This window comes from Pseudomonas sp. TWRC1-2, assembly GCF_049896685.1.
In the GTDB taxonomy this organism is placed as follows: Bacteria; Pseudomonadota; Gammaproteobacteria; order Pseudomonadales; family Pseudomonadaceae; genus Aquipseudomonas.
Genome location: NZ_JAFCUU010000001.1, coordinates 712,464 through 735,826 on the forward strand (window position 1 = coordinate 712,464; position 23,363 = coordinate 735,826).

At 61.5% G+C, this 23,363-nt stretch carries 28 protein-coding genes and 2 pseudogenes; 14 read left to right on the forward strand and 16 right to left on the reverse strand.

Annotated features, from left to right (window positions below):
- Nucleotides 1-10: 10 nt before the first annotated feature.
- Together ACP7B3_RS03190 and ACP7B3_RS03195 are read right to left on the reverse strand one after the other, a co-directional pair.
- The gene (locus ACP7B3_RS03190; RefSeq protein ID WP_426177809.1) at nucleotides 11-877 is read right to left on the reverse strand and encodes an SDR family oxidoreductase; all 867 of its coding nucleotides are present in this window, start codon (nucleotides 875-877) and stop codon (nucleotides 11-13) included.
- Between the two features lie 13 nt (nucleotides 878-890).
- A complete protein-coding gene (locus ACP7B3_RS03195) occupies nucleotides 891-1,547 on the reverse strand; it encodes an O-methyltransferase (protein WP_426177811.1) in 657 nt (218 codons plus the stop codon).
- Nucleotides 1,548-1,658: 111 nt separating this feature from the next.
- Between ACP7B3_RS03195 and ACP7B3_RS03200 the strand changes: the two genes are divergently transcribed.
- The 4 genes from ACP7B3_RS03200 (at nucleotide 1,659) to ACP7B3_RS03215 (ending at nucleotide 4,754) form a co-directional block, all read left to right on the forward strand.
- On the forward strand, nucleotides 1,659-2,291 hold the full coding sequence (locus ACP7B3_RS03200; protein WP_262210964.1) for a TetR family transcriptional regulator: 633 nt from the start codon (nucleotides 1,659-1,661) through the stop codon (nucleotides 2,289-2,291).
- A gap of 28 nt (nucleotides 2,292-2,319) precedes the next feature.
- Complete coding sequence (locus ACP7B3_RS03205; RefSeq protein ID WP_426177814.1) at nucleotides 2,320-3,135, forward strand: suppressor of fused domain protein; 816 nt, start codon at nucleotides 2,320-2,322, stop codon at nucleotides 3,133-3,135.
- A 101-nt stretch (nucleotides 3,136-3,236) separates the two neighbouring features.
- Nucleotides 3,237-3,392, forward strand: coding sequence for a hypothetical protein (locus tag ACP7B3_RS03210; protein ID WP_178119684.1), 156 nt, complete (start codon nucleotides 3,237-3,239; stop codon nucleotides 3,390-3,392).
- 48 nt (nucleotides 3,393-3,440) lie between these two features.
- Nucleotides 3,441-4,754: an NAD(P)/FAD-dependent oxidoreductase gene (locus ACP7B3_RS03215; protein ID WP_426177816.1), complete on the forward strand. Its 1,314-nt coding sequence runs from the start codon at nucleotides 3,441-3,443 to the stop codon at nucleotides 4,752-4,754.
- A 106-nt stretch (nucleotides 4,755-4,860) separates the two neighbouring features.
- Here ACP7B3_RS03215 and ACP7B3_RS03220 read toward each other — a convergent pair whose 3' ends face one another.
- Together ACP7B3_RS03220 and ACP7B3_RS03225 are read right to left on the reverse strand one after the other, a co-directional pair.
- Complete coding sequence (locus ACP7B3_RS03220) at nucleotides 4,861-5,382, reverse strand: GNAT family N-acetyltransferase (RefSeq protein WP_426177818.1); 522 nt, start codon at nucleotides 5,380-5,382, stop codon at nucleotides 4,861-4,863.
- Between the two features lie 28 nt (nucleotides 5,383-5,410).
- A complete protein-coding gene (locus tag ACP7B3_RS03225) occupies nucleotides 5,411-5,656 on the reverse strand; it encodes a hypothetical protein (RefSeq protein ID WP_426177820.1) in 246 nt (81 codons plus the stop codon).
- A 126-nt stretch (nucleotides 5,657-5,782) separates the two neighbouring features.
- On the opposite strand from ACP7B3_RS03225, the gene ACP7B3_RS03230 reads away from it, so the two are divergent.
- Nucleotides 5,783-6,343, forward strand: a complete 561-nt coding sequence (locus ACP7B3_RS03230) for a cysteine hydrolase family protein (RefSeq protein ID WP_426177822.1) — start codon at nucleotides 5,783-5,785, stop codon at nucleotides 6,341-6,343.
- Here ACP7B3_RS03230 and ACP7B3_RS03235 read toward each other — a convergent pair.
- Together ACP7B3_RS03235 and ACP7B3_RS03240 are read right to left on the reverse strand one after the other, a co-directional pair.
- Nucleotides 6,340-6,795: an NUDIX hydrolase gene (locus tag ACP7B3_RS03235; protein ID WP_426177824.1), complete on the reverse strand. Its 456-nt coding sequence runs from the start codon at nucleotides 6,793-6,795 to the stop codon at nucleotides 6,340-6,342. The genes ACP7B3_RS03230 and ACP7B3_RS03235 overlap by 4 nt on opposite strands.
- Before the next feature lie 5 nt (nucleotides 6,796-6,800).
- Nucleotides 6,801-7,445: a TetR/AcrR family transcriptional regulator gene (locus tag ACP7B3_RS03240; protein WP_426177826.1), complete on the reverse strand. Its 645-nt coding sequence runs from the start codon at nucleotides 7,443-7,445 to the stop codon at nucleotides 6,801-6,803.
- A gap of 72 nt (nucleotides 7,446-7,517) precedes the next feature.
- On the opposite strand from ACP7B3_RS03240, the gene ACP7B3_RS03245 reads away from it, so the two are divergent.
- Complete coding sequence (locus tag ACP7B3_RS03245; protein ID WP_426177828.1) at nucleotides 7,518-8,384, forward strand: aldo/keto reductase family oxidoreductase; 867 nt, start codon at nucleotides 7,518-7,520, stop codon at nucleotides 8,382-8,384.
- An 8-nt stretch (nucleotides 8,385-8,392) separates the two neighbouring features.
- Here ACP7B3_RS03245 and ACP7B3_RS03250 read toward each other — a convergent pair whose 3' ends face one another.
- From ACP7B3_RS03250 to ACP7B3_RS03260, 3 genes are all read right to left on the reverse strand, one after another.
- Nucleotides 8,393-8,839: a bleomycin resistance protein gene (locus tag ACP7B3_RS03250; protein ID WP_426178100.1), complete on the reverse strand. Its 447-nt coding sequence runs from the start codon at nucleotides 8,837-8,839 to the stop codon at nucleotides 8,393-8,395.
- Nucleotides 8,839-9,285 carry an HIT family protein gene (locus ACP7B3_RS03255; protein WP_426177830.1) on the reverse strand — a complete coding sequence of 149 codons (447 nt, stop codon included), beginning with the start codon at nucleotides 9,283-9,285 and terminating at the stop codon, nucleotides 8,839-8,841. The genes ACP7B3_RS03250 and ACP7B3_RS03255 overlap by 1 nt, the downstream gene beginning before the upstream one ends.
- A 268-nt stretch (nucleotides 9,286-9,553) precedes the next feature.
- Nucleotides 9,554-11,056, reverse strand: a complete 1,503-nt coding sequence (locus tag ACP7B3_RS03260) for an FAD-dependent oxidoreductase (RefSeq protein ID WP_426177832.1) — start codon at nucleotides 11,054-11,056, stop codon at nucleotides 9,554-9,556.
- A gap of 79 nt (nucleotides 11,057-11,135) precedes the next feature.
- Between ACP7B3_RS03260 and ACP7B3_RS03265 the strand changes: the two genes are divergently transcribed.
- Entirely contained in the window at nucleotides 11,136-11,603 is a 468-nt protein-coding gene (locus ACP7B3_RS03265) for a MarR family winged helix-turn-helix transcriptional regulator (RefSeq protein ID WP_426177834.1), read from the forward strand.
- Here the strand turns inward: ACP7B3_RS03265 and ACP7B3_RS03270 are convergent.
- Nucleotides 11,595-11,747, reverse strand: coding sequence for a hypothetical protein (locus ACP7B3_RS03270; RefSeq protein ID WP_426177835.1), 153 nt, complete (start codon nucleotides 11,745-11,747; stop codon nucleotides 11,595-11,597). The two genes, ACP7B3_RS03265 and ACP7B3_RS03270, sit on opposite strands and share 9 nt — an antisense overlap.
- 304 nt (nucleotides 11,748-12,051) lie before the next feature.
- On the opposite strand from ACP7B3_RS03270, the pseudogene ACP7B3_RS03275 reads away from it, so the two are divergent.
- Together ACP7B3_RS03275 and ACP7B3_RS03280 are read left to right on the forward strand one after the other, a co-directional pair.
- Nucleotides 12,052-13,056: pseudogene (locus ACP7B3_RS03275) on the forward strand (cache domain-containing protein); the annotation flags it as partial.
- Nucleotides 13,057-13,143: 87 nt separating this feature from the next.
- Nucleotides 13,144-13,911, forward strand: coding sequence for a methyl-accepting chemotaxis protein (locus ACP7B3_RS03280; protein WP_426178102.1), 768 nt, complete (start codon nucleotides 13,144-13,146; stop codon nucleotides 13,909-13,911).
- Here ACP7B3_RS03280 and ACP7B3_RS03285 read toward each other — a convergent pair.
- The 4 genes and pseudogenes from ACP7B3_RS03285 to uvsE all read right to left on the reverse strand — a co-directional run.
- Nucleotides 13,908-14,018, reverse strand: a pseudogene (locus ACP7B3_RS03285) (alpha/beta fold hydrolase); the annotation flags it as partial. The gene ACP7B3_RS03280 and the pseudogene ACP7B3_RS03285 overlap by 4 nt on opposite strands.
- Nucleotides 14,019-14,143: 125 nt before the next feature.
- The gene (locus tag ACP7B3_RS03290; protein WP_426177837.1) at nucleotides 14,144-14,872 is read right to left on the reverse strand and encodes a nucleotidyltransferase domain-containing protein; all 729 of its coding nucleotides are present in this window, start codon (nucleotides 14,870-14,872) and stop codon (nucleotides 14,144-14,146) included.
- Nucleotides 14,869-15,348 (reverse strand): AAA family ATPase, encoded by a 480-nt coding sequence (locus ACP7B3_RS03295; protein WP_426177839.1) that lies wholly within the window; start codon nucleotides 15,346-15,348, stop codon nucleotides 14,869-14,871. The genes ACP7B3_RS03290 and ACP7B3_RS03295 overlap by 4 nt, the downstream gene beginning before the upstream one ends.
- Before the next feature lie 40 nt (nucleotides 15,349-15,388).
- A complete protein-coding gene (gene uvsE, locus ACP7B3_RS03300; RefSeq protein WP_426177841.1) occupies nucleotides 15,389-16,417 on the reverse strand; it encodes a UV DNA damage repair endonuclease UvsE in 1,029 nt (342 codons plus the stop codon).
- 253 nt (nucleotides 16,418-16,670) lie between these two features.
- Between uvsE and ACP7B3_RS03305 the strand changes: the two genes are divergently transcribed.
- The 3 genes from ACP7B3_RS03305 (at nucleotide 16,671) to ACP7B3_RS03315 (ending at nucleotide 18,797) form a co-directional block, all read left to right on the forward strand.
- A complete protein-coding gene (locus ACP7B3_RS03305; protein WP_262210982.1) occupies nucleotides 16,671-16,994 on the forward strand; it encodes a hypothetical protein in 324 nt (107 codons plus the stop codon).
- Between the two features lie 88 nt (nucleotides 16,995-17,082).
- Nucleotides 17,083-17,508: a DUF2231 domain-containing protein gene (locus ACP7B3_RS03310; RefSeq protein WP_106579007.1), complete on the forward strand. Its 426-nt coding sequence runs from the start codon at nucleotides 17,083-17,085 to the stop codon at nucleotides 17,506-17,508.
- Complete coding sequence (locus ACP7B3_RS03315) at nucleotides 17,505-18,797, forward strand: PQQ-dependent sugar dehydrogenase (protein ID WP_426177844.1); 1,293 nt, start codon at nucleotides 17,505-17,507, stop codon at nucleotides 18,795-18,797. The genes ACP7B3_RS03310 and ACP7B3_RS03315 overlap by 4 nt, the downstream gene beginning before the upstream one ends.
- Before the next feature lie 30 nt (nucleotides 18,798-18,827).
- On the opposite strand, the gene ACP7B3_RS03320 is transcribed toward ACP7B3_RS03315, so the two are convergent.
- Nucleotides 18,828-19,736: a LysR substrate-binding domain-containing protein gene (locus ACP7B3_RS03320; RefSeq protein WP_426177846.1), complete on the reverse strand. Its 909-nt coding sequence runs from the start codon at nucleotides 19,734-19,736 to the stop codon at nucleotides 18,828-18,830.
- Nucleotides 19,737-19,828: 92 nt separating this feature from the next.
- On the opposite strand from ACP7B3_RS03320, the gene ACP7B3_RS03325 reads away from it, so the two are divergent.
- Together ACP7B3_RS03325 and ACP7B3_RS03330 are read left to right on the forward strand one after the other, a co-directional pair.
- Complete coding sequence (locus ACP7B3_RS03325) at nucleotides 19,829-20,851, forward strand: DMT family transporter (RefSeq protein WP_426177848.1); 1,023 nt, start codon at nucleotides 19,829-19,831, stop codon at nucleotides 20,849-20,851.
- A gap of 119 nt (nucleotides 20,852-20,970) precedes the next feature.
- Entirely contained in the window at nucleotides 20,971-21,888 is a 918-nt protein-coding gene (locus ACP7B3_RS03330; protein WP_426177850.1) for a bifunctional helix-turn-helix transcriptional regulator/GNAT family N-acetyltransferase, read from the forward strand.
- Nucleotides 21,889-21,927: 39 nt separating this feature from the next.
- Here the strand turns inward: ACP7B3_RS03330 and ACP7B3_RS03335 are convergent, their stop codons facing one another.
- Complete coding sequence (locus tag ACP7B3_RS03335) at nucleotides 21,928-23,331, reverse strand: MFS transporter (protein WP_426177852.1); 1,404 nt, start codon at nucleotides 23,329-23,331, stop codon at nucleotides 21,928-21,930.
- Nucleotides 23,332-23,363 lie beyond the last annotated feature (32 nt).

The window sequence follows — 23,363 nt, forward strand, 5'->3', positions numbered from 1 at the left end:
AAACCTTCCGTCAGCGGGTGAAGTAGTCGGCGTGATCAAGGTCTGTGAGCAAGTCCGGGCCGCTGGGCACCCAGCCCAGCAGGTCGCGGGTATGCGCGCTGGAAACGGCCATATCAGCCCCGGCCATCATCGCGAACCAGCCGAAATGCTCACGCGGCCGGGATTGCACCGGCACGCCCAGGCGGCGCCCGATGACGTCGGCGATGGCTTTGAACGGCACGGCCTCGTCCGCCACCGCGTGGTACACGGCTTGGCTGACGCCCTCCTCCAGCGCCAGGCGGTAGACCCGCGCCGCGTCGGTGCGGTATACGCCAGACCAGCAATTCTCGCCGTCGCCAATATAGGCCGACACGCCCGTCTGCCGCGCCAGCCGAATCAAAATCGGCAGAAAACCATGGTCGCCCACCCCATGCACCGACGGCGCCAGCCGCACGGTTGCCGCCCGTATGCCACGCTCAGCCAACAGCCGCGCGGCGGGTTCGGATTGGCGTGGGGCGCCGGCGTTCGGCAAGTCACTCTCCAGCGCGCCGCGCGCCAGGCCCGACAAGCCTGAGGTCACGATCAGCGGCGTGTCCGAACCTTTGAGCACACTTTCCAGCGCCTCGATCACGCGACGATCCTGCGCGCAGTTTTCGATGAACCGTGTGAAGTCATGGTTGAACGCGGTATGGATGACCGCGTCCGCGCCCCACGCCGCACGGCGCAAAACATCAAGGTCATCCAGCGAGCCGCGCAGCACTTTCGCGCCGGTGGCCGCCAGTGCCTGGGCCTTTTCATCGCTGCGGGCCAAACCGGTGACCAGGTAGCCGGCGCCGATCAGGTCCTTGACCACTTCGGAGCCCACCCAGCCGGTGGCTCCCGTGACAAATACATGCATGAGGTGACTCCTGTTAGCGCAAGCGGATCGAGAGTTCGATGTCATCGGCAAAGGGTACAGACAGGTAGCCGTTCGCAGGCTCGCGTACGTGCGCCAGGTAATGCGGGCAATAGTCGGTATTGTCGGCTATCACCAGCGCGCCGGGCCGCAGGTGTTTTTCCACCAGGTTCAGCACGTCGCCATACAGGCTCTTGGCGCCATCAAGCAGCAGCAGGTCGACCGCTTCCGGTAGGCCCGTGGCCAACGTCACCAAGGCATCGCCCTCGCGGATTTCAATCAGGTCACTCACGCCGCCTTGAATGAAATGCTCGCGTGCCAGGGCGATCTTCGAGGGCTCGAACTCGCTGCCAATCAACACGCCGCCACCGTTGTCGCGCAACGCGGCGGCCAGGAACAAGGTGGACAGGCCAAACGACGTCCCAAACTCCACGATAGCCTGCGCCTTAGTGCTGCGCGCCAACAGGTACAGCAAGGTGCCGGTGTCGCGGGAGACCGGCAGCCACAAGTCTTTGAGCATCGTGTAGAGCGCAAGGTAGTCGGTTTTGCTGTGCATCAGACGGTCGCGTTCTTCACGCGATACGTTGTTGATGAGAGGGCTGGTGGCCGCGTTGGCTTGTGCGTAGAGGCGTTCGATCAGGGGCGCCATTGGCGCGGTGGTCAGGGTCGACATGATTGATTTCCGTGAGGTTGGGACTAAGATGCGACTAATTCGTCGCATTAAAAGTATGCGAGTGATTCGTCGCATTCGCTATTCGCGTTAGCCCCGCTGCTGGAGCCCCAGATGACAACCCGCCAGACCGCCCGTATTTCCTCACGCAAACAGCCACAACAAGCGCGTTCCACCGAGCTGGTGGCGGCGATCCTGGAAGCGGCTATTCAGGTTTTGGCAAAGGAAGGCGCCACGCGTTTCACCACCGCGCGGGTGGCGGAAAAGGCCGGTGTGAGTGTCGGTTCGGTGTACCAGTACTTCCCCAACAAGGCGGCCATCCTGTTCCGACTGCAGAGCGATGAGTGGCAGCAGACCACGCAGATGCTGCGCGACATTCTGGATAAAACCGACGTTGCGCCGCTTGAGCGCCTGCGTACCCTGGTGCATGCGTTTATCCATTCCGAATGCGAAGAAGCGCAGATGCGCGTCGCCCTGAGCGACGCCGCGCCGCTGTACCGCGACGCGCCCGAAGCCGTGGAAGTGCGCGCGGCAGGTCAGCGCGCCTTTGAGACGTTCATGCTTGAATTGCTACCCGACGTGCCTGCTGAACGCCGTGCACTGGCCTGCGATTTGATCCTGACCACGCTCAGTTCGGTGGGTAAGGATTTTTCCGGCAGCCCACGTACGGCGGCAGAAATATCTGTTTACGCCGATGGAATGGCTGATATGTTTCGCGCCTATGTAAACGCACTCAATCAGCTGTAAAGCAGTCATCTCCAGCAAAGGAATGCCCATGAACTTCTTCAAGAAGTTGTTCGGTACCGCCAAAAAAACCGACGCCGAAGCGGCCCTGTCCGCGCCGACTGAACCTGTTGAACCGGTTGAAACTGCAGCAGATGCAGCCAATATCGCAGCGCGCTTTGCCAGCGGTGAATGCCTGGACCGTCACTGGCATGCCGTGGGTCGTGTGGAGCAGGACGTGCTGACGTACATGATCAGCCCAAGCTTTACCGGCGGTCCTCATTGGCCCTCCACCCGCCAGGCGTACCGTGTGGTGCGCCGTGATGAATCCATCGTCCTCGCCACCGAAGGCCTGTCCGATCCCTTCGACGATGCAGAAGGCCTGGGCAATGGGTTTGAGATGGAATTGTTCCTGGAAACGCCGGATATTCCCGACGACGCCCGTGGCGAGCCGGGTGATGTCGACCCTTTGCGCCGCAGTTGGGCGTTCGAACTGCTCGAACACGTCGCCAAGACCGTGGCCAACGCGGGCGGCATTACCCACCAGCTGGACACTCACGGCGTACTGTCTTTGGAACTGCCTGGATTCAGCCTGTCACATCAAATGAGCGATCAAGTGCCCAAGCTGTTCGTCACCGAAGACGACGCCACCGGGGTGCTGCTCGGTGGGCCGCAACCAGACTTCCCTACCCGCCTTGAAGACATGCCGCTGTCGCCAGTGCGACTGGTGCCGGTGGTGTTGATTACCGCGTCGGAGCTTGAGTATGTGCGTACAGGTGGGCGTGCGGCGCGAGAGGACCTGGTGGCGCGTTTGAACGCGGCTGGCGTAGGGCATACCAGCGCCTTGTATCGCGAAAGCGTGGTATGAGGGGGCGTTGCGCCGCCGTGACGATTGTTTAACGAAGCCATAACTGAAGGTACACAAACGGCGATTTAACGCACCTGCGCGTGGTGGGAGCATCGGCAACCATGATTTCGCTATTGCGTGTGTTCTCTCGCCACCTGCAACCTTGCTTCCCGAAGGCGCAGGCGCGTCCCTGCGAAAACCCGCTGTTCAATATCATCCTGGCCTTCTGGGCGCTGTGGCATTGCCGTCATGCGCGTCCGCCCGATGCACGCCTCTGATCAAGTTGAAACGCCTAACCGGCATTCATTTTTCAGAAGGATCATTCCATGACCGCAGCCATGCGCCCTGTCATCGGTGCTGCCCAGCGCAGCGCTTCGTATTACACCGCCAGCCTCAACGACGCTACCCAGTACCCGACCCTGCAAGGCCAGGTCAGCGTTGACGTGGTGATTATCGGCGGCGGCTTCACCGGCGTTGCCAGTGCCGTCGAGCTGGCTGAACGCGGGCTCAAGGTCGCGATTGTCGAAACTAACCGGATCGGCTGGGGCGCCAGTGGGCGCAATGGCGGGCAAGTCACCGGCAGCCTGTCGGGCGACGAGGCCATGCGCGAGCAAATGCGCAGCCGCCTGGGCACGCAGGTCGACGACTTCATCTGGCACCTGCGCTGGCGTGGCCACGAGATCATCGAGCAACGCGTGAACAGGTACGCAATCGACTGCGACCTCAAGCACGGCCACTTGCATGCGGCGATGAAGCCCTCGCACCTGAGCGAACTGCGTGCTTTCCACGATGAAGCACAACGGCGCGGCATGGGCGATCAGGTCAGTCTGCTCGATCAGGCCGCCATGCGTGAGCATCTGGACAGCCCGCTGTACCTCGGTGCGCTGAAAAACACGCGCAATCTGCACGTGCATTCACTGAACCTATGCCTGGGCGAAGCCCGCGCGGCGCACAACCTGGGCGCGTTGATTTTTGAGAATTCCGAAGTGCTGGAAATCGTGCATGGCGACCGGCCTGCCGTGATCACCGCCCTTGGCCGCATCGACGCGCGCCAGGTGCTGCTGGCCGGCGACGTTTACCACAGGCTCGAACCAAAACAGCTCAAGGGCAAAATCTTCCCGGCCATGGGCGGCATTGTCACAACCGCGCCGCTGGGCGCGCTGGCGCAGCAGATCAACCCACAGGACCTGGCGGTGTACGACTGCCGGTTCGTGCTCGATTACTACCGCCTGACGGGTGATGGGCGCTTGCTGTTCGGTGGCGGCGCGAACTATTCCGGGCGCGACTCACGCGACATTGCCGCGGAACTGCGCCCATGCATCGAGCGTACGTTTCCCGCATTGAGGGGGGTAGACATCGAGTTCCAGTGGAGTTGTGCGATGGGCATTGTGATCAATCGCATCCCGCAGCTAGGCAAGCTGTCGGACAACGTCTGGTACTGCCAGGGTTACTCGGGGCATGGCATCGCCACCAGCCACATCATGGGCGAGATCATGGCCGAAGCGCTGACCGGCACGCTGGAAAAGTACGACACCTTTGCCGGCTGCAAACACATCAAGGTGCCGCTGGGCGATGTGTTCGGCAACCCGATGCTGGCGGTGGGCATGTGGTACTACCAGATGCTCGAGAAGCTGCGCTGACCCACTCAGGGTTGAGCGGGTTGCTTGCTGAGATTGGGGGGCAATAGTGGATGCGCTCGATGCGCCGCAAACACTCGGTTTGGGCAAGCGCTATAGGCGGGCCGGTTCAAGCGCCTTTGCTGGATGGCACCCACCACGTCATTGCACACCGACTGCCAGGTTCAAAGCCGTGGGCGTACTCGTCGGCCAGGATCTCCGCCAGGCGCTTGTCCGCTTCCGGCAGGAAACCCAGGCGGCTGTAAAACGGCGCATTCCACGGCACATGCTTGAACGTCGTCAGCGTCACCGCACGCAGTAGATTTGAACGCGCGCAGTCCATCGCCGTTTCCACCAGTTTGCGCCCCCATCCCTGGCCTTGGATGACTTGCGCGACGGACACTTCATGGATATGCAAAGCATCGCCCTGGCGTTCTGCGCTGAGGAAACCCTGAGGCTGGGCGTCAGCATCGACGACCACCCAACAGGTCGATAGCCCGATCAGTTGGCGATGGCGTTCAACGCTCATCGTCGTGGTGTCCGCCAGCCAGCTCAAGCCATCGATATGACGGAATACTTGAGCCGCGCTCAGCTCAACGCTGGGCAATAGCGGCGCGTCTTCGGCAAGCGCCGGGCGAATGTTTACAGGCATGCTCGCAGGTCCGTGGTTGGCAGGTGAATCAGGGCTGTTTGCGGTACATGCCCGTGAAGTAGTCGGGGCTGTCCGGCGCCGAGTTATGTTCGATCACCGCGAAGTTTTTCACCCGTTGGATGTGGTACGGACCAACGCGCTGCGACGCCAGCGGCTCGCGCACGATGATCAGGTTTTCGGTTTCCATCGGCACCGTATAGTGCGCCGTCGCGGTCTCTTTTGCGCTCGCGGTGTCTTTGAGGGTGAGGGTGATTTCTGCCAGTAGCGCGCGCATCCAGAGCATCCTTGCTGAAATTGGGGGCCGCAGTGTAAGGGCAAACAGCGCCGGGTTCGAACAAATCCCTGTTGGCATGCCGGCAATCGCTGATATGTTCGCTCCAGATCAGCAAAAGGATGGGCCATGGAACCGTTAGCCACAAACGCAGCATTGGTAATCATCGACATGCAACAGGGCATGCACCATCCCAAGCTTGGGCGCCGCAACAACCCAGAGGCCGAGTTGCACATGCAGCAGCTTCTGGGCGCCTGGCGGCAGTCGAAACGTCCGGTCGTGCATGTCCGGCATATGTCGCGCACACCCGGCTCGGTCTTTTGGCCAGGCCAGCCAGGCTGTGAATTCCAGGAAGCGCTGGCGCCGCTCGCGCATGAGCAGGTGCTGGAGAAAAACGTGCCGGATGCTTTCGCGGTCACCGGCCTGGAGCGCTGGCTGCAGATGCGCGCGATCAGGCAGTTGGTGATCGTCGGCGTGATCACCAACAATTCCGTCGAGTCTACGGCGCGGTCCGCCGGCAACCTGGGTTTTGACGTGATCGTGGCTGCAGACGCTTGCTATACATTCGATCAAACCGACTTGTCTGGGCGGCTCTGGCCTGCCGAGGATGTGCATGCGCTTTCGCTGAGTAACCTGGCGATGGACTACGCCAGGGTCATGCAAACACTCGATATTCTTGCCGCTGCTTAAGCGGCAAAAATGCCCGCGTTCACCAGCATTTCAACCAGTCCCTGGGGCCATACCCTGTCCTCGGTTGATCGCAACGCCTGAGCGGACCACCAGTGATGGTCGGCCATCACCTGCGTCTCTTGCGGCGTCCATTCTGCCCTGGACAGCGCCTCGCTCGCGACGTGAACGATAAAGTAGTGCTCAATCGCCAATACCGTTTCACCGCTGGGCAGCATCAACTCAAAGCTGCGTTGTGCCACAGGCGCTTGAACATCGCTGACCACAATGCCCGTCTCCTCGCGCAGTTCACGGATGGCTGCCGCGTGGAAGGTTTCGCCCGCCTCGACGCCGCCGCCGGGCGTGGCCCAGTAATCCCGGCCGGCCAGGGCGCCGTCTTTATGCACAAACCTGAACAGCAGGACTTCGCCCGCCGGGTTTATCACCAACAATCGTGATGCCTTGCGCTCGCGCATTCGCTTTATTCCTTGTTTGAAACCGGGTGCTGATGGGCTTGCAGATAGCCCCGCAACAGCAGCGTGGTCTGCTGCTCAAGTCCGGCTTCGAACGCGGGCGATGCGTTGCCTTCGAGCAGGGTCCGTACCGGGCCGACGATAGCGCTCAGGGAAATCCCGGCGGTCAGGATCGGGTCTTCGAAATGCGCATCCGGCGCCGTCTCCAGCATGGCGGCGATCACCGCTACCATGCGCTTATTGATGCGGGCGACCAATTCGGCACCGCCCCGCTCGCCCGCAATGGCATACAACGCCTTGGAAATGCCCTGGTCGCGCAACTTGGCGGTGACCAGCGCGCTGACCAGGCCGCACGCCATTTCCGCCACCGGCCTGCCCTGGTGCCGGCCGCACGCCAACTCGACCGCCTCGGCCACCCACTCGAGGTGTTTTTGCAGTACGGCGGCAAGCAGCGCGTCGCGGTTGGGGTAGTACTGGTAGAGGCTGCCCACCGACATGCCGGCGCGCTCAGCCACTCGGGTGGTGGTGCAGCGGATCAGGCCCTGCTGGGTCAAAACCTGAAGCGTTGCGGTGTGCAGTGCCTCGACGGTGGCGACTGAGCGCGCCTGAACCGCTGATTTTCTTGGCTTTAAGGTGGCTTTGACGGCGCTCATGGAATGCGAATTCCAAAATCTGAAGGATCCTTCATATTAGAGCCTTACTCAGATGAAGCAAGGGTGACGGCTATGACGGGCTTGGCAAACAGCGGCACATTCACATTGGGCGACCGCCAGGTGAACCGCATCGGTTACGGCGCGATGCAATTGGCAGGCCCGGGCGTATTCGGCCCGCCCAAGGACCGAGCGGCCGCGCTGGCTGTACTGCGCGAGGCCGTCGAAGCCGGCGTGAACCACATCGACACCAGCGACTTCTACGGGCCGCATATCACCAATCAGCTGATTCGCGAGGCGCTGCACCCTTACCGCGATGACCTCACCCTCGTCACCAAGATCGGCGCCCGCCGTGACAGCGAAGGTGGCTGGCACGCCGCGCCTTCCAGGGAAGCGCTGATACAGGCCGTGCATGACAACCTGCGCAACCTGGGCCTGGATGTACTGGACGTGGTCAATTTCCGCGCGTCCCACAACCTGATGGGCCCCGGCGAAGGCTCGAACGAAGCGCCACTGACCGCGCTGGCAGAACTGCAACAGCAAGGCCTGGTGCGCCATATCGGCATCAGCAACGTGACGCCGACGCAGGTGGCCGAGGCGCGCAACATCATCAAGTTCGTGTGCGTGCAGAACCTGTACAACATCGCGCACCAGCACGATAACGCCCTGATCGACGAGCTGGCACAGCAAGGCATTGCCTACGTGCCGTTCTTCCCACTGGGTGGTTTTACGCCGGTGCAGTCATCGACACTGACGCGTGTTGCAGAGCGACTGGGCGTGACGCCCAAGCAGCTGGCGCTGGCGTGGCTGCTGCGCCGCTCACCGAACATTCTGCTGATTCCCGGCACTTCGTCAGTGGCGCACTTGCATGAAAACCTGGCGGTGGGCGAACTTAAATTGACCGATGAGACTGTCGTTGAGCTGAATGCCATCGCGCACTGAACCACGCGCTATGTGGGCACCCCGTCATCGAGCCGGCGTGCCCTTTCACCAAGTCTTTCGACGAGCCTGACCAAATAGCCGTCCGGGTCCTGCACAAGAAACTCACGCTGCCCGACCTCGACCTCACCGGCCCTGTACCAAACATCCTTGCAGGGCTGGAACATGGGATACGCCGCAGCATCCAGCCGCTCAATCACCGGACCTACCGCCGCGACATCAATCTGCAGATTCATACCGCGCCCCAACGGCAGGTCCAATGCCGCCGTTTGCCATTGATTGGCGCGCGGGTCGATTTGCTCGAGCATCACCTGCGCGCCGTTGAGGTCAAGGTAGGCAAACCCTTCGTCCAAACGTTGGTAAGCCACGTTAAAGCCTACCCATGACACCCAGAATTCGAGGCTGGCATTCAGGTCAGTGACCATCAATTCCGGGACCAGCTTATTTCTTTGCATCATCATCCTGCGTCCAGTGTGGAGGTCAGCAACTGCGCGAGCTTCTTGCGCAGGTCATCGTGCTGCTCTTCAGCGTAAGGCGGTGCCGTTTTCCAGTCGTAGAACCATACGGGCATCGTGCGTTTGTCGTCCGGCTCCGTGGCGTAGCGAGGGAAAATATGGCTGTGCAACTGCGGTTCCGAGTTTCCCAGAATCTCGTAATTAATGCGCAACGCATCGGTGGCGGCCAACAGGGCATCGCCGATGCGCGCCATGTCGAGCAGGTAGGTAGCGCGGGCGTTGGCGTCCAGGTCATTGAGGCTGGCGACCACGGGATCGGGCAGCAGCAGGCAGTAACCTGGCAAAAACTGTACGTCGCCCATGACTGCCCAACCCGAGGCCATGCGGCAGATAACCTTGTCGTTGGCACCCTTGCGGGCCAGTTCTACGCGGTGTGAAATCAGCGGCATGCATTGTCCTTAATGACGCGGGGAAGAAAGCAGCAGGCTATGTGAACCAGACGTATCCATGCAAACATTGGCCGGGCTAACCCTGTCAGCCCAGCAACCGAACGGGCGCACGGCATGCCGACTGAGGAGTGACTCCGATGGACATTGCAGCGCAGCCATTCTACGAACTGACCAAGCACTGGCCTTTGCGGCGGTTCAGCAGGCGGCAATATCGCCGTCCTGAGCGCCGCCCTGCAAACCATCCTCAAGCGTCGATAACCCGCGGCGGTTAGCAGGCCTTGTCCAGCAGCACCGGCGAAAGCCCGACCTGCAACAAGTACGCCTCCAAGGATTCGATACTGCCTGACGAAACAATCGCGCCGATATAGCCATCCGGACGCACCAGCACCCACTCCCCAGGCGCCAGTTCGTAAGCGTCTTGAAACTGCCCTTGGTCATCGATTAGCTCACCGTGTGCGCCGATGAGGTGGATATGCAGCCCGGCCCGAGGCGACACCAAGGCGGGTGCAACGCCGTATCCCAGCAGCGTCCAATGCGGCCCCTTGAACATATCAAACAGGCGCAGTGATTGCCCACCGGCGCCGCGAAGCCCCGCATCCGGCGCACGGTTGCCGACGCGTTCGGCGTGCCCCAGCGCGAGTGACGATTGCGGGTAGCCCAGGTCGAGTTGATGCACTTCCCTGCCCCGGCGCATGTCGCCGCGTTGCATGCCCTGGAGCAACTGGGTCGACAAGCCCAGCACCGCAGCGGCTATCGGGCGCCGCTCTTGTTCATAAGTGTCGAGCAACGTTTCAGGTGCACCGTTGGCCACAGCCGCCAGTTTCCAGCCCAGGTTGTAGGCATCCTGCACGCTGGTATTGAGCCCCTGGCCGCCGGTGGGTGGATGAATGTGCGCAGCGTCGCCGACCAAAAACACCTGCCCGACGCGGTAGTGATCGGCCAAGCGGGCATTCATGCTGTAGGCCGACGCCCAAGACACGGCGTGCACCTGGATGTCATCGCGCCCGGTACGCTTTGCGATGAATGCCGTCAGCCCTTGTGCGCTGAGGTCGACCTGAGCCTGGAGCGCAATCGGCGCCTGAATCTGGAACAGCTCGGTGCCCGCCAGAGGGCACACGGCGACCTGCCGGAGCAGGTCGCCTTCGCCGAAGCGGTGCCAGCAGTCGCGCGTAAGCCCTGACAACTGCACATCGGCGACCAGCGCACGCGCGCCCAGCGTCTTACCCGGAAAGCCGATTTCAAGGGCGTGACGCACAAAACTGCGGCCGCCATCGGCGCCCACCAGCCAGCGCGCGCGCACCGATTGCGTACCTGCCGCGCTGGCCAGCTGTACGCTGACGCCCTCGTCATCCTGCTCGAATCCCACCAGTTCGCAACCAAACTCCAGCCGGTGCCCTAGCTCGAGCAAGCGTTCGCGCATCACGCGTTCGGTCAGAAATTGCGGCACCATCAACGGTTGTTGATACGGCTCGGCCGCCGTCGAGGCGTTGCGCTCGATGGAATCGGCATCGGTGTAGCTGCCATCGTCGCGGTAGCGCCGCTCAGTCGGATAGACTCCACCCACAGCGAACAGGCGATCTAGAATCCCGAGGTCTTCGAAAATTTCCTGTGACCGCGGCTGAATGCCCTTGCCACGTGAGCCGTGAAAAGGCTTGGCGTTTTTCTCGACCAGGCGGAACGTGATACCCCGTCGCGCCAAGTCGATCGCCAGGGTCAGGCCGGCCGCACCGGCACCGCAAATCACTACATCGACAGCGCATCGCTTGTTCATACGGATCACCTATATGTGCAATACGCACATATTATGACGGAGAAACACAGTGTCAACAAAAAGCGTGCAAAACGCACATATGAGCGCACAACTGCGTGACTTGCACGGCTCGCTCGTGGAGATCGTTGGGGTGATGAACCGCCCCCAGCGTGACGAAGCAATGGTGCGCGAGGCCGGGATTTCCCTGGACCGCGCGCTGTTTCCGCTGCTGGTGCTGGTTGAACGGTTGGGCCCGATTGGCGTGGTCGAACTGGCCGACCGCGTGGGCCGCGACTACACCACCGTGAGCCGCCAAGTGGCGAAACTGGAAAGCCTTGGCCTGATCCTGCGCCAGGAAAGCGCCGTGGACCGGCGTGTACGCGAGTCAGTCATCACCGAAAAAGGCAGGGCCATGACCGACCGCGTGGATGACGCCCGCGAGCGCATGGGCGTGTCGATCTTCTCGACCTGGGAGGAAGGCGATTTCGAAAACCTGGTACGCCTGATGCGTAAATTCGCCGAGGACATCAAGAACGATTCGATACGGGCCACCAAAGGTCTACGCTGACACCCCACGGGCAAGGGTCACCAGGGCAATGTCACGCCGTGCCGATTCGTGAACGTCAGGCCCGGCACACCGGCGTGCTTCCACGATGTCCACCACCAGCGGGCTGCTTTCGCCGATTTCGAGCCGCGCGCCGGGGCCGCCCATTTGCGTGCGCACCCCTCCGGGCGCGGCCAGCAGATAGCTACACGCCATCAATCGAGTGAGCGGGCGCTGCCGCTCGCAATCCCAGAACAAAAGCTATTTTTGTTGTACACAAAATATTTCTAAAGATTTACTGCCTCCGAGCCGAAACAAGCAGTGATAGCAAATCGCCGTCTCGCTGATAGAGACGATGATTTGGTCGCCCTCCCTGCCGATGGTCGTCTCGATGAAGATAAAAAATAAGCTGGTACTCGCGTTCGTCTCCGTGGCCTTTATCCCGGTCAGCCTGGTCGCGCTGATCTGCGTGATGAACACACGAACCCAGGCGGTGGAGCAATTCATCGACGGCAGCACCCGTGAAATACGCCAGATCGATGGCAACATCCGGCAATTCTTCGATGGCACCTTGCAGAACGTCGATCAGATGTCCGCTGATCCTGTATACACTTCGCTGAACACGCTCAAGGATTACCGGCCTGCCAATGCGGCCAGCCAACCGCTGCCGGCCCAGGCTCAGCAGGTCATCGACCAATTCGCGCGCTTCGGCGCCACCCACCCTTCGGCGGCCATTTTGTCCATCGGCCTGGAAGACGGCACCTACGCCAAATGGCCCGATGACCCGCAACTGTCCCAGTACGACCCGCGTACCCGCCCCTGGTACAAGGCCGCGATGGCCAGCCCCAACAAAACCGTGCGCACCCCCGCTTACTATTACGACAAGGATGACGTGGCCCTGGTGGGCACCGCACGCGCGCTGCTGGACACCACCGGCAAGGCCAAGGGCGTGTTCGTGGTGAGTGTGTCGCTGAAGAACCTCACCGAATTGCTCAAGAGCATCAAGCTGGGTGAAAGCGGCTACGTGATGCTGATCGAAGACGGCGTGGTGCTGGTCGACCCGCGCGATGCCGCGCACAACTTCAAGCCGCTCAAAGCGCTCGGCGCGCCTTACGCGCATCTGGCCGAAACGGCCCAGGGTTCCACCGAGGTGGTCATCGACGGCGTGCGCTACATGGCCAACGTCTGGACCTCGCCCGGCCTCGGCTGGCGTTACGTCGGGCTGATCGAATACAACGAGGTGATGGCGGCTGCCACGCGCATGACGTACCTGACCGCAGCCATTGTGGCGGTGCTGGTGTTGATCTTCGGGCTGATTGCAGCGGCGTTTTCCAAGGTGATCGTCAAGCCGATCGGCCAGGTCAGCACCGGTTTGCAATCCATTGCCCAAGGTGAAGGCGATCTGCGCCATGAATTGCAGGTGCAGGGCAAGGATGAAACCGCCGAACTGGCTGGCTGGTTCAATAAGTTTCTCGCCGCTATCCGTCAGCTGATCCAGCATATCGGCGCGGCCTCGACCAACTTGCAGGACGCGTCACGGGTCAACAGCCAGGTGGCGCACAACATGAACGACGCCGCTGGACGCCAGCGTGAGGCAGTGGAACTGGTGTCCACCGCGTTCAACGAAATGGTCGCCACCGCCAACGAGGTCGCGCGCTCCTGCAGTGGCGCTGCCGAGTCTGCCGAGAACGGCCATCGCCGCGTGGCCGAGGGCAAGCAACAGATCGAAGTCACCACCGATAACGTCAATCGCCTGGGCCGCCGCCTGACCGAGTCGTCCCAAGCGATGGTCGAGCTGGAAGCCGGTAGCCGCAGCATCAACCAGATCCTCGGCACCATTCGCGCCATCGCCGAACAGACCAACCTGCTGGCGCTCAACGCGGCGATCGAAGCGGCCTGCGCCGGTGATCAAGGCCGTGGGTTTGCCGTGGTGGCCGATGAGGTACGCGCGTTGGCCAAGCGCACTTCGGACTCCACTGGCGAGATCGAGCAACTGCTCGGCACCCTGGGCAGCAAGACCGAGGAAGTCACGCAGAAGATGAGCAGTTGCCTGGACCTGTCACGCGCCAGCGTGTCGTCGATTGAAAACGCGCGAGACAGCTTTGAGGGCATTCAGCTGTCGGTGAATGAAATCCGCGACCAGAACCTGCAGATTTCCGCCGCCGCCGAGGAGCAACACAGCGTCGCCGAAGAGATCAACCGGCACATCCAGCAGATTTACGACGAGGCGCGATTGGTCGAAAGCCTGGCCAACTCAGCCCAGGATGATTCGGGGCGATTGGCAGGTTTGTCGGATGAGTTGAACGCCTTGGTGGGACGCTTCAAGTCCTAAAGCGTGCGGCGCTGGAAGTCCGCAATCTGGTGCCACATCGCCGCCGGGTTGGAATACATCGGGAAGTGCCCGCACTGGGCAATCAGCGCCGGCCGCACGCCATGGGCGCTTGGCGGCGCGGCCGAAATGCTGTTCTTCGGCAACGGCAAGGAACAGCCGGAGGTGGCGAATCAGGCGAAAGTTGATCATAGGCTCGGCGTATGCAAAGTGAGGTTGAGCGCCATACACCTATCTAAGCCTGCGGTGAAACCATCCAGCTGACAAAGGCCCGCAGGCGCGTGGAAAACGCCGCGCATTCGGCACTCGGGTTACGCGCCTCAAACAGGAAGTAGGCGATCTGGACACGCATCGACGGGTAATGCTGCACGAACAAAGCCACGTGCTCTTCCAGGGTTTGCGGCCAGCCTGACGTGTCTGCCGTGCGCAACGTGTGCGTCGCCCGAATCAACTTGCGCGCCGCTTCGCGTTGCAGGCGAAGTCGCTCGGGTGGCGAGCTGGCGTGTTCGATGCGTGTGAGGTAGCCGCTCAACTCCGGCTCGAAGTCACCATTGAGCGCCAAGGCGATGTCACGTGAGGGCCGAAACGGCTCGAAGCGCAGCGACAGATCATCGCCCCACACGCAACGGCAATGGTGCTTGAGCCAGAAACCCCAGCGGTCGAAGTCGATCTTGCTCACCACCTCGTGCCGTTGCTCCAGGGCCTGGCGCAGCTGCTCCAACGCCTCGAGTACGTGCGCATCCGGCGGATCAGTCAGCACCAGCGTCACATCAAGGTCGGACTCGCCTGGGCTGGCATCGCCCCTCGCGACACTGCCGTAGAGGTAAAGGCTGTGCAAGCCCAGCCCTGCGCCTGCCAGAGACTCGCACACGTCGGCCAGCAGCGGTTGGAATTGAGTTTGAATGGGCGCATTGGCAATGGTCAGCACACAGCCATTGGCATCGATACCTGGAGGCGCGCTCATGGGCGATGCACCTCAATCACCAAGCCTTCCGACTTACTGGGCACACAGAAATGGCGCGTGATCAGGTCGAACTCGGCGTCCGTGGCGGCAAAATCATGCTCGCCCTGAGCATTGCGCGCATGCAAGCGGGCGCGGCAGGTGGCGTCGTCCAGTTCCAGGTAATGCAGGCGGTGCGGCGCTTGAGCTGCTTTTGCCAAACCCAGCAACCATTCACGGTTGGCCAGTGTGTTCGCCGGGAAATCAAGCACCACATTGATGCCTGATTTCAACAGATTGATCACCAACGGCCCCACCACCGCGCGAACACGCTGGGCGCAGCGCAGGTAATCGGCAATCGACAGAATCTCACCCGGATAGAGCTGCGCCAGCCACTGGTCTTCGCTGAGCACAAGGGCGGCGTGCTCGGCGGCCAGGGTTTGAGCCAGGGTGGATTTGCCGGAGGCAATCTTGCCGCACAACAGATGCAGGGTTGGCATGGAACGGTTCCTTATGTCGGGCCACGCAGCATGCCATTTTTCACGCCGAACGACGTTGCCAATACTCATAAAATGCCAGCGCCGCGACGTTCTTGTCTTTGGCCTCCAGCATGATGTCGAAGCGCTCGAGAAACTGCAGCGCGTAGTCATTGGTCCAGCGGTTCCACATTTGCGCGCTGTGGGCGTACAGGTCGCGCTTGGCCACCACCTTCAGGAGCGCGTCCATTTCCAGCTTGTGCTCGGCGTCAAACCCCAGCGCTTGCAGGCTTTCCTGGGGCTGGGAGTAATGCATCGTCGGGCGTACGCCGCGCCAGCTTTCGATGACGCGGGCAACCCGTGGCGAATCGGGGTCGATGTATTCGTCCTCGTTGATCCAGCAGTGATGAATGTCCAGCACCACCGGTGCCAGGTCGGCGACTTGCAGACAGTGGTCCAGGCCGTAGGTTTTTTCGTCGTTTTCAAAGGTGATGCAGTTACGCGCCACCTCGGACAAGCGTGACCACACCGCGCGGGTGCCTTCAACGCCCAAGCGGCCGGCGATGTGGACGTTGCACTTGAGGTCCTGAAAGCGGCGGCCGTAGCCCATCATGCGGATCATGTCGGCGTGGTATTCGAACTCGGCCACGCTGTTTTCCACCACGCCGGGGTTGTCCGAGCCCAGCACGCAATATTGCCCAGGGTGAAAGGACAACCGGATATCCGAGGCGCGAGCCAGGTCGCCGATGGCGGCGAACCCTTCGCTCAACTGACGCACAAGGGCCGGGTCTTTGTAGACATCCGCCACTTTCGGGTGGCTGTAGAACGGCAGCAGGTCACTGCTCAAGCGCAGCATGCGCAGCGTCGCAGGCAGCTCGGCGACATACGTCAGCAGGCGCAATTGCGCTGCGAGGTTGTGGGTCACCACCTCGACCAATTTGCTGCGCGCGACCTGAGGTTCGACGCTCTCCATCCAGCGCAAAGTGGTGGTACGCGGGTTGTAGGGGCCTTCGATTAACTTGAGCGCACTGGCTGACGGCAGGCGTTCAGGGTGCTTGTACTGGCAGGCAAAGCCGATGCGAGGATGGTTCATGGAAAGGCCAGGTAATGAGTGAGCGTGAGGACAACAGAATGTTAGGCGCATGGCGCCGCCAGGGGTTCATTCAACCCGCGTCCTGCGTGAATCAAGTTGAATCCCGGTTTCGCCTGGCGGTCACCTATAAGGAACGATAACGCGATGGAGGTGATGATGAACCTTGCAATGACACTCTGCAGCCTGTTTGCCGGCTGGATGGCAATTGTGTTTTCCATGACGTGGGGCCTGTTGCGCGTCCTGCGCTGGCACCATGCTTAGCACCCCCGACGGGCGCTACTTTGTGGTCAAGGGTCAGCTGTGGCGTTGCACCAACCCCGAGCTGGATGAAGCCACGCGACAGCGCTGGGTCAACGCTTTGATGGACGCACGCCGCGCCGTCAAGTCGGCCAAGGCCAGCGGCGACGCCAGCCAATTGCGCGCGGCGCGCCAGCAGGTGCAGCAGGCCAAGGTCGCACTCGGTGAGCGTGGCCCGGTGTGGTGGCGTGATGGCAGCCCGGACTACAACCGTTACCGGGTGGCCAATACGCCGTATGCGGCGTGGTTTGAAAAACATCTCGACACGAAGCCCCACTGAACTTTCTTACAAATGCCAGGCTCCTTTCCTATGCGAAGTCACCGTGCCCTGATCCCAGGGTGCTGAACGATAAGGAGCCGCCACCGACATGACTACCCTCCCCGCCTATCCCACCGTCAGACCTGGCCCGCTGCACTCGATCTTGCTGGCCGGCGCCGTGCCATTGTTTTTGGGTGCCTTGCTCAGTGACATTGCCTACGGCCAGACCTACCAGATCCAGTGGGCCAACTTTGCATCCTGGCTGATCGCCGGCGCGCTGGTGTTCAGTGGCTTTGCGCTGTTGTTTGCGCTGGTCAACCTGCTGCGCGCCGAACGCAAGGCCGGGCGCCCCGCGGCTTATTTCCTGCTGCTGCTGGCGACGTGGGTGCTGGGGCTGGTCAACGCCTTTCAGCACGCCAAGGACGCCTACGCGATGATGCCTGGCGGCCTGATCCTGTCGGTGATCGTCACGGTGCTGGCCATCGCCGCAACGTGGATCGGCCTGACTAACCTGCGCTCGGGAGTTGCCCAATGAAACCATTCCACACCCTGAGCGTATTGAGCGCCGCCCTGTTGCTGACCGCCTGTGGTGGCGAAGGCGACAAAACCCAGGCCCGCGGCCCCGACCCGAAATTGCCCGAGCAACAAAGCAGCCTGTTGCCGAGCATGAAAATTGCCGAGCCCGCGCCCTGGGGCGAGCAGAAACCCAAGGTGCCCGAAGGCTACAGCGTTACCGCCATCGCCACCGACCTGGCTATCCCGCGCCAAACCCTGGTATTGCCCAACGGCGACATCCTCGTCGCCGAAGGCCGTGGCGGCAGCGCGGCCAAGCTCAAGCCCAAGGACGTGATCGCCAGCGTGATCAAGGCCGAGGGCAACACCAAGGTCAAGGGCGGCAACCGCCTGACACTGCTGCGCGACGCGGACGGTGACGGCACCTATGAACTGAAAACGATATTTGCCGACAACCTCAATGCGCCTTATGGCCTGGCCTACGCAGACGGCAAACTCTACGTCGCCAACCAGGACGCGCTGGTGCGCTTTGACTACGCCGACGGCCAGACCAAAGCCAGTGGCCCGCCGACGACGGTCACCGACCTGCCGGCGCAGATCAACCATCACTGGACCAAGTCGCTGGCCGTGAGTGAGGACGGGCGCCAGCTGTACGTGGGCATCGGCTCCAACAGCAACATCACCGAGCGCGGCATGGAAGTGGAAATCGACCGGGCGATGGTCTGGCAAATCGATGCCGCCACCGGCGCACACAAACCCTACGCCACTGGCATTCGCAACCCGACCGCGCTCACGATTCAACCCGGCTCCGGGCAATTGTGGGCGGTGGCCAACGAGCGCGATGAACTCGGCCCGGACTTGGTGCCCGACTACCTGACCTCGGTGCGTGAAGGCGCCTTCTATGGCTGGCCCTACAGCTACTGGGGCCAGGACGTCGACCCACGCGCGCAACCGCAGAACCCGGCGAAAGTCGCCGCCGCCATCAAGCCTGATTACAGCCTGGGCTCCCACGTTGCAGCGTTGGGTGTGGACTTTTCCATCCCTGCGATGGGTGAGAAATTCGCCGACGGTGCGTTTGTCGGCGAGCACGGCAGCTGGAACCGCGATAACCCGGTGGGCTACAAAGTGATCTTCGTGCCCTTCAGCAATGGCAAGCCGGCGGGTGAACCGATTGATTTTGCCACCGGCTTTCGTGGCGATGACGGCAAGACACGTGGGCGCCCAGTGGGTGTGACGGTGGACCCCAAAGGTGCGCTGATCATCGCCGACGACCTGGCCAATACCATTTGGCGCGTAACACGTAATCGCTAGCCCGTGTATGACAGGGGCGATTCGCCCCTGTCAGCCCTCACCGTGCAATTGCATTTCAAGCCAGGCCAGCAGCGCCGCAACTTCGCTGCGCGGGCCTGCGCCTTGGTGCCTGTAGACCGAAATCGCCTCGGGTAGCTGCACACTCTCGGCGCAGGGTCTTACCAGCGCCCCACTTTCAATCAAACGGCTGGCGGTGCGACGCCAGCCCATGGCGATACCGTGCCCTTCCACAGCGGCCTGCAACATCAACGGGTAGCTATCGAAGGTGGCGCCACGCGCATCCGCGGCCAATACCTGACCAAATGCCTGCAACCACTCGTCCCACTCCATCAAATGCGGTGGCGCGGCGCTGTGGTGCAAAAACGTATGGGCGTGCAATTCGGTGAGTGGCAAGGGGTGTTCAGCGTTCAGGTATGCAGGACTGCAGACCGGAAATACCTCGTCAGAGGCGGTGAGCATCAACGGATGGGCGCCACTGGGGCGTCGGGTACTTTGCAGGGCCACGTCGAAGTGGTCCTTGAACTCCGTGAGGGGCCGAGTCGAGGTCACCACCTGGATTTCGATGTGCGGGTATTGCTGGTGAAACGTCGACAGACGTGGCATCAGCCAATAAAACGCCTCGCAGAGCTGGCAGAGCAGCACCACACGACGCTGGGCCGTGGACGCGCGCAAACCCGCAGCGCCGTCACTGATGCTGTGCAGCGCCCGGCTGACCACCTGGCCCAATTCACGCCCTTCCTGTGTCAGGAAAACCGCACGATTACGTCGATAAAACAGCTTCACCCCGAGGTTGTCTTCCAGCCCACGAATTTGCCGGCTGACCGCCGCCTGGGTGATGTGCAGCTCATCCGCCGCCCTGGAGAAACTCTCCAGGCGGGCGGCGGCCTCAAACGGTAGCAGGCTGGCGAGCGGCGGCAGGTTTTTACCAAGCGTATTCATAATCTGAGGTTATGCATCCGGGGCCGAGAACTCGTTTGTAGCACAGCCCGGCGGGTGTGCACCATTCATCCATGACTTCACGGATGCCTCGGATGACCTCACTACGAACCTCTTTTTTTGTTGGCGTGCTGCTCGCGTGTGTCGCCACATTGGGCTGGGCGCTGAACTTCATCGCCCCTTATGTCACTGGTGACTACAGCCTCTATGACCTGATGGCGGTACGGTTTCTGGGGGGCGGCGTGCTTGGCGTGGGCGGAGTGATCCTGAGCCGGGCCCAACTGAAATGGCTCAGCCCAAGGCAATGCTGGCTGGCCGCAGCGCTTGGCGCGGCAGGTTGCCTGGCGTACGGCGTGTGCATCGGCGCAGGCGTGATGTTGGGCGGCCCGGTATTGACGCCCGCCTGTGTCGGCATGGTGCCAGTGCTACTGGCCCTGGTTGGCAATGCCCGGAACAAGACCATGGCGTGGGGCCGGCTGGCGGCGCCTTTAGCGTGCCTGACGCTGGGGCTTTTGCTGTCGAACATCAGCAGTCTGCACCAACCGGCGTTGAGTACCGTTTCGTGGCTGGCCGGTGTGTTTTTTTCGTTCAGCGCCGTTGCCTTGTGGCTGGGATTCAGCGTGATCAATCAAAAACACCTGACAACCCTTCCGGCAACCGCCACCGGCCTCTGGACCGCGTTGATGCTGGTGGGGGCCGGCGGCACTGCGCTTTGCCTGCTGCCATTGCTCTGTGTATTCAACCTGCTGCGCCTGCCAACCCTGGGATTTGGCCTCGCCCAGGCGGGTGCGCTGTATGCCTGGAGCCTGATCATCGCGCTGATGTCCACGGTGGTCGGTGCTTGGGCCTGGAATGCTGCCACCCGACGACTGCCGATGGTGCTCAGCGGCCAATTGATTGCCCTCGAATCACTCTTTGCGACCCTGCTCGGCCTGTGGTTTCACGGTCGCGGCCCTTCGTGGATGGAAGCCACTGGCCTCGCGGCGGTGCTGATCGGCGTGGTCATGGCGGTGCGTATTATCCTGACAGGCACAAAGCCTGCCGCAACGCGCGACACTGACGGGAGCGCCGAGGATGACCCACAGCATCGGCTCACTTGCACCCACCGAGACCTTTGAGTGTCACGGCCTGGCTATCTGGTGAAAGCAGCGAAGAGCGATCGTCGGGCGTTAAAACGGTTGACTTGATTGCCTTAGGCAACTATATATTTGCTTGAGGCAACCAACCGAGCACTGCCATGACCACGACCCTTGTCGAACGCGCCGCGATCATTTGCGGTTTCAACCGTTTTTACACCCATCAGATCGGCGTGCTGCAGGAACACTTGCTGCAAAGCGATTTCTCGCTGACCGAAATCCGCGTGATGTACGAACTCTCCTCCCGTGGCGACCTGACCAGCGCCGACCTGTGCCAGATGCTCGGCCTTGATGCGGGCTACCTGAGCCGGCTGATCAGCGGCTTCGAAAAGAAAGGTCTGGTCCAGAAAGTTCGCTCCGTCACCGATGCGCGGGCGGTGCAACTGCACCTCAGCGGCCTCGGTCGATCAGTGCTGGCGCCGCTGGAAAACCAGACCCAACAGGAAGTCATCGCCTTGCTCGAAGCCTTGCCCGAGCAGCAACAGCAGCAACTCACGGCGTCGATGCAGCGTATCCAGACACTGTTGCAAGGCGGCACGCCAAGTTACCTGCTTCGCGATCCGCAGCCCGGCGACATGGGCCGGGTGGTGCAACAGCAATCGGCGCTGTATGCGCGTGAGTACCACTGGAATTGGGAGTTTGAAGCGTTGGTGGCGGAGATTGTCGCCAAGTATTTGCGCGAATTCGACCCGAGCGCCGAGCGCTGCTGGATCGCCGAAAAGGACGGTGAAGTGGTGGGGTCAATCTTCGTGGTGCGCCATGACGAAACCACCGCCAAGCTGCGCATGCTCTACGTGGACGCCAGTGCACGGGGCATGGGCATCGGTCAGCGGCTGGTGGAAGAATGCCTGCGTTTTGCGCGCAATGCCGGTTACAAAAGCATGCTGTTGTGGACGGTCGACGCGCTGACCGATGCGCGCAAGCTGTATCAGAAAGCAGGGTTCCGCCTGGTAGACCAAGAAGCCACGGTGAGCTTCGGCAAATCGTTGATCAGTGAAACCTGGGCCCGCGAGCTGTAAGGCGTTCCCGCGCTGTCGCCAGCGCGGGCGCCTGCGCGATTACAGGTCAGTGATTTCCTTATGGCGCGGTACCAGCGCCTTCATCACGCTCCACGCCACCAGGTAGGCCAGGGCACAGATCGCAAACATGATCATGTAACCGGTGTGGATGTCGTTGATGGACTTGTAGTAGTCAAATACCCAGCCACCGATCTTGGTCATCACCACACCGCCCAAGCCCCCGGCCATACCGCCGATGCCAACCACCGAGGCCACGGTTTTTTGCGGGAACATATCGGACACCGTAGTAAAGATGTTGCACGACCACGCCTGGTGCGCCGAGGCGCCCACACCGATCAGCAGCACCGGCACCCAGAAGCTCAGGTAGCCGAAAGGCTGCGCCAGCAACACCACCAGCGGGAACAGCGCGATCACCAGCATGGCTTTCATGCGCCCGTCGTAGGGAGCATCGCCACGGGCCATGAAGTAGCTGGGAAACCAGCCGCCGCCGATACTGCCGACCATGGTCATGCTGTACAGCACGGCCAGCGGCATCACGATGTCCGCGCCTTTCATGCCGTATTGCGCCGACAGGTAAGTGGGCAGCCAGAACAGGAAGAACCACCACACGCCGTCAGTCATGAACTTGCCGAAGGCAAATGCCCAGGTCTGGCGGTAGGTCAGCAGTTTGAACCACGAGACTTTTTTCGCAACAGCACCCGCAGGTTCTGGCGTGAACGGCTGCACCGTCTGGTCGCTGCGAATGTAAGCCAACTCTTCGGCCGACAAGCGTTTTTGCTGCTCCGGTTTTTCGTAAACCGCCGCCCACACCGCCACCCAGATAAAGCCCAACATGCCGATGACCATAAAGGCCGCTTCCCAGCCCCAGATGCCGGCAATCAAGGGCACACAAATCGGTGCCAGGATAGCCCCCACGTTAGCCCCGGAGTTGAAGATACCGGTGGCCAGCGAGCGTTCTTTTTTCGGGAAGTATTCGGCAGTGGCCTTGATCGCGATGGGGAAGTTGCCCGCCTCGCCAATCGCCAGCACGGCGCGCGACAGCATGAAACCGGCAATCGACACCGGAATCACCGCCAGGCCGATAGCGCCGCTCATCGCAGCGATGCCCTCACCCATCGGCACCGAGAACGCATGCATGATGGCGCCGGTGGACCAAATGCCAATCGCCACCACGTAGGCGGCCTTGGTGCCGATCTTGTCGACAAAGCGTCCGGCAAACAGCATGGAAATCGCGTAGACAAACTGGAACACCGCCGCGATGTTGGCGTAGTCCGTGTTGCTCCAGCCAAATTGCGTCGACAACTGCGGCGCCAGAAGGCTGAGGACTTGGCGGTCTAGGTAGTTGACGGTAGTGGCAAAGAACAACATCGCGCAGATGGTCCAGCGATAGTTGCCGACGGCCGTGCCGACGCGATGGGCGTTGATGGGCTCATTCAAATTCATGGCATCACTTTTTATTTTTGTTAGATAAGACA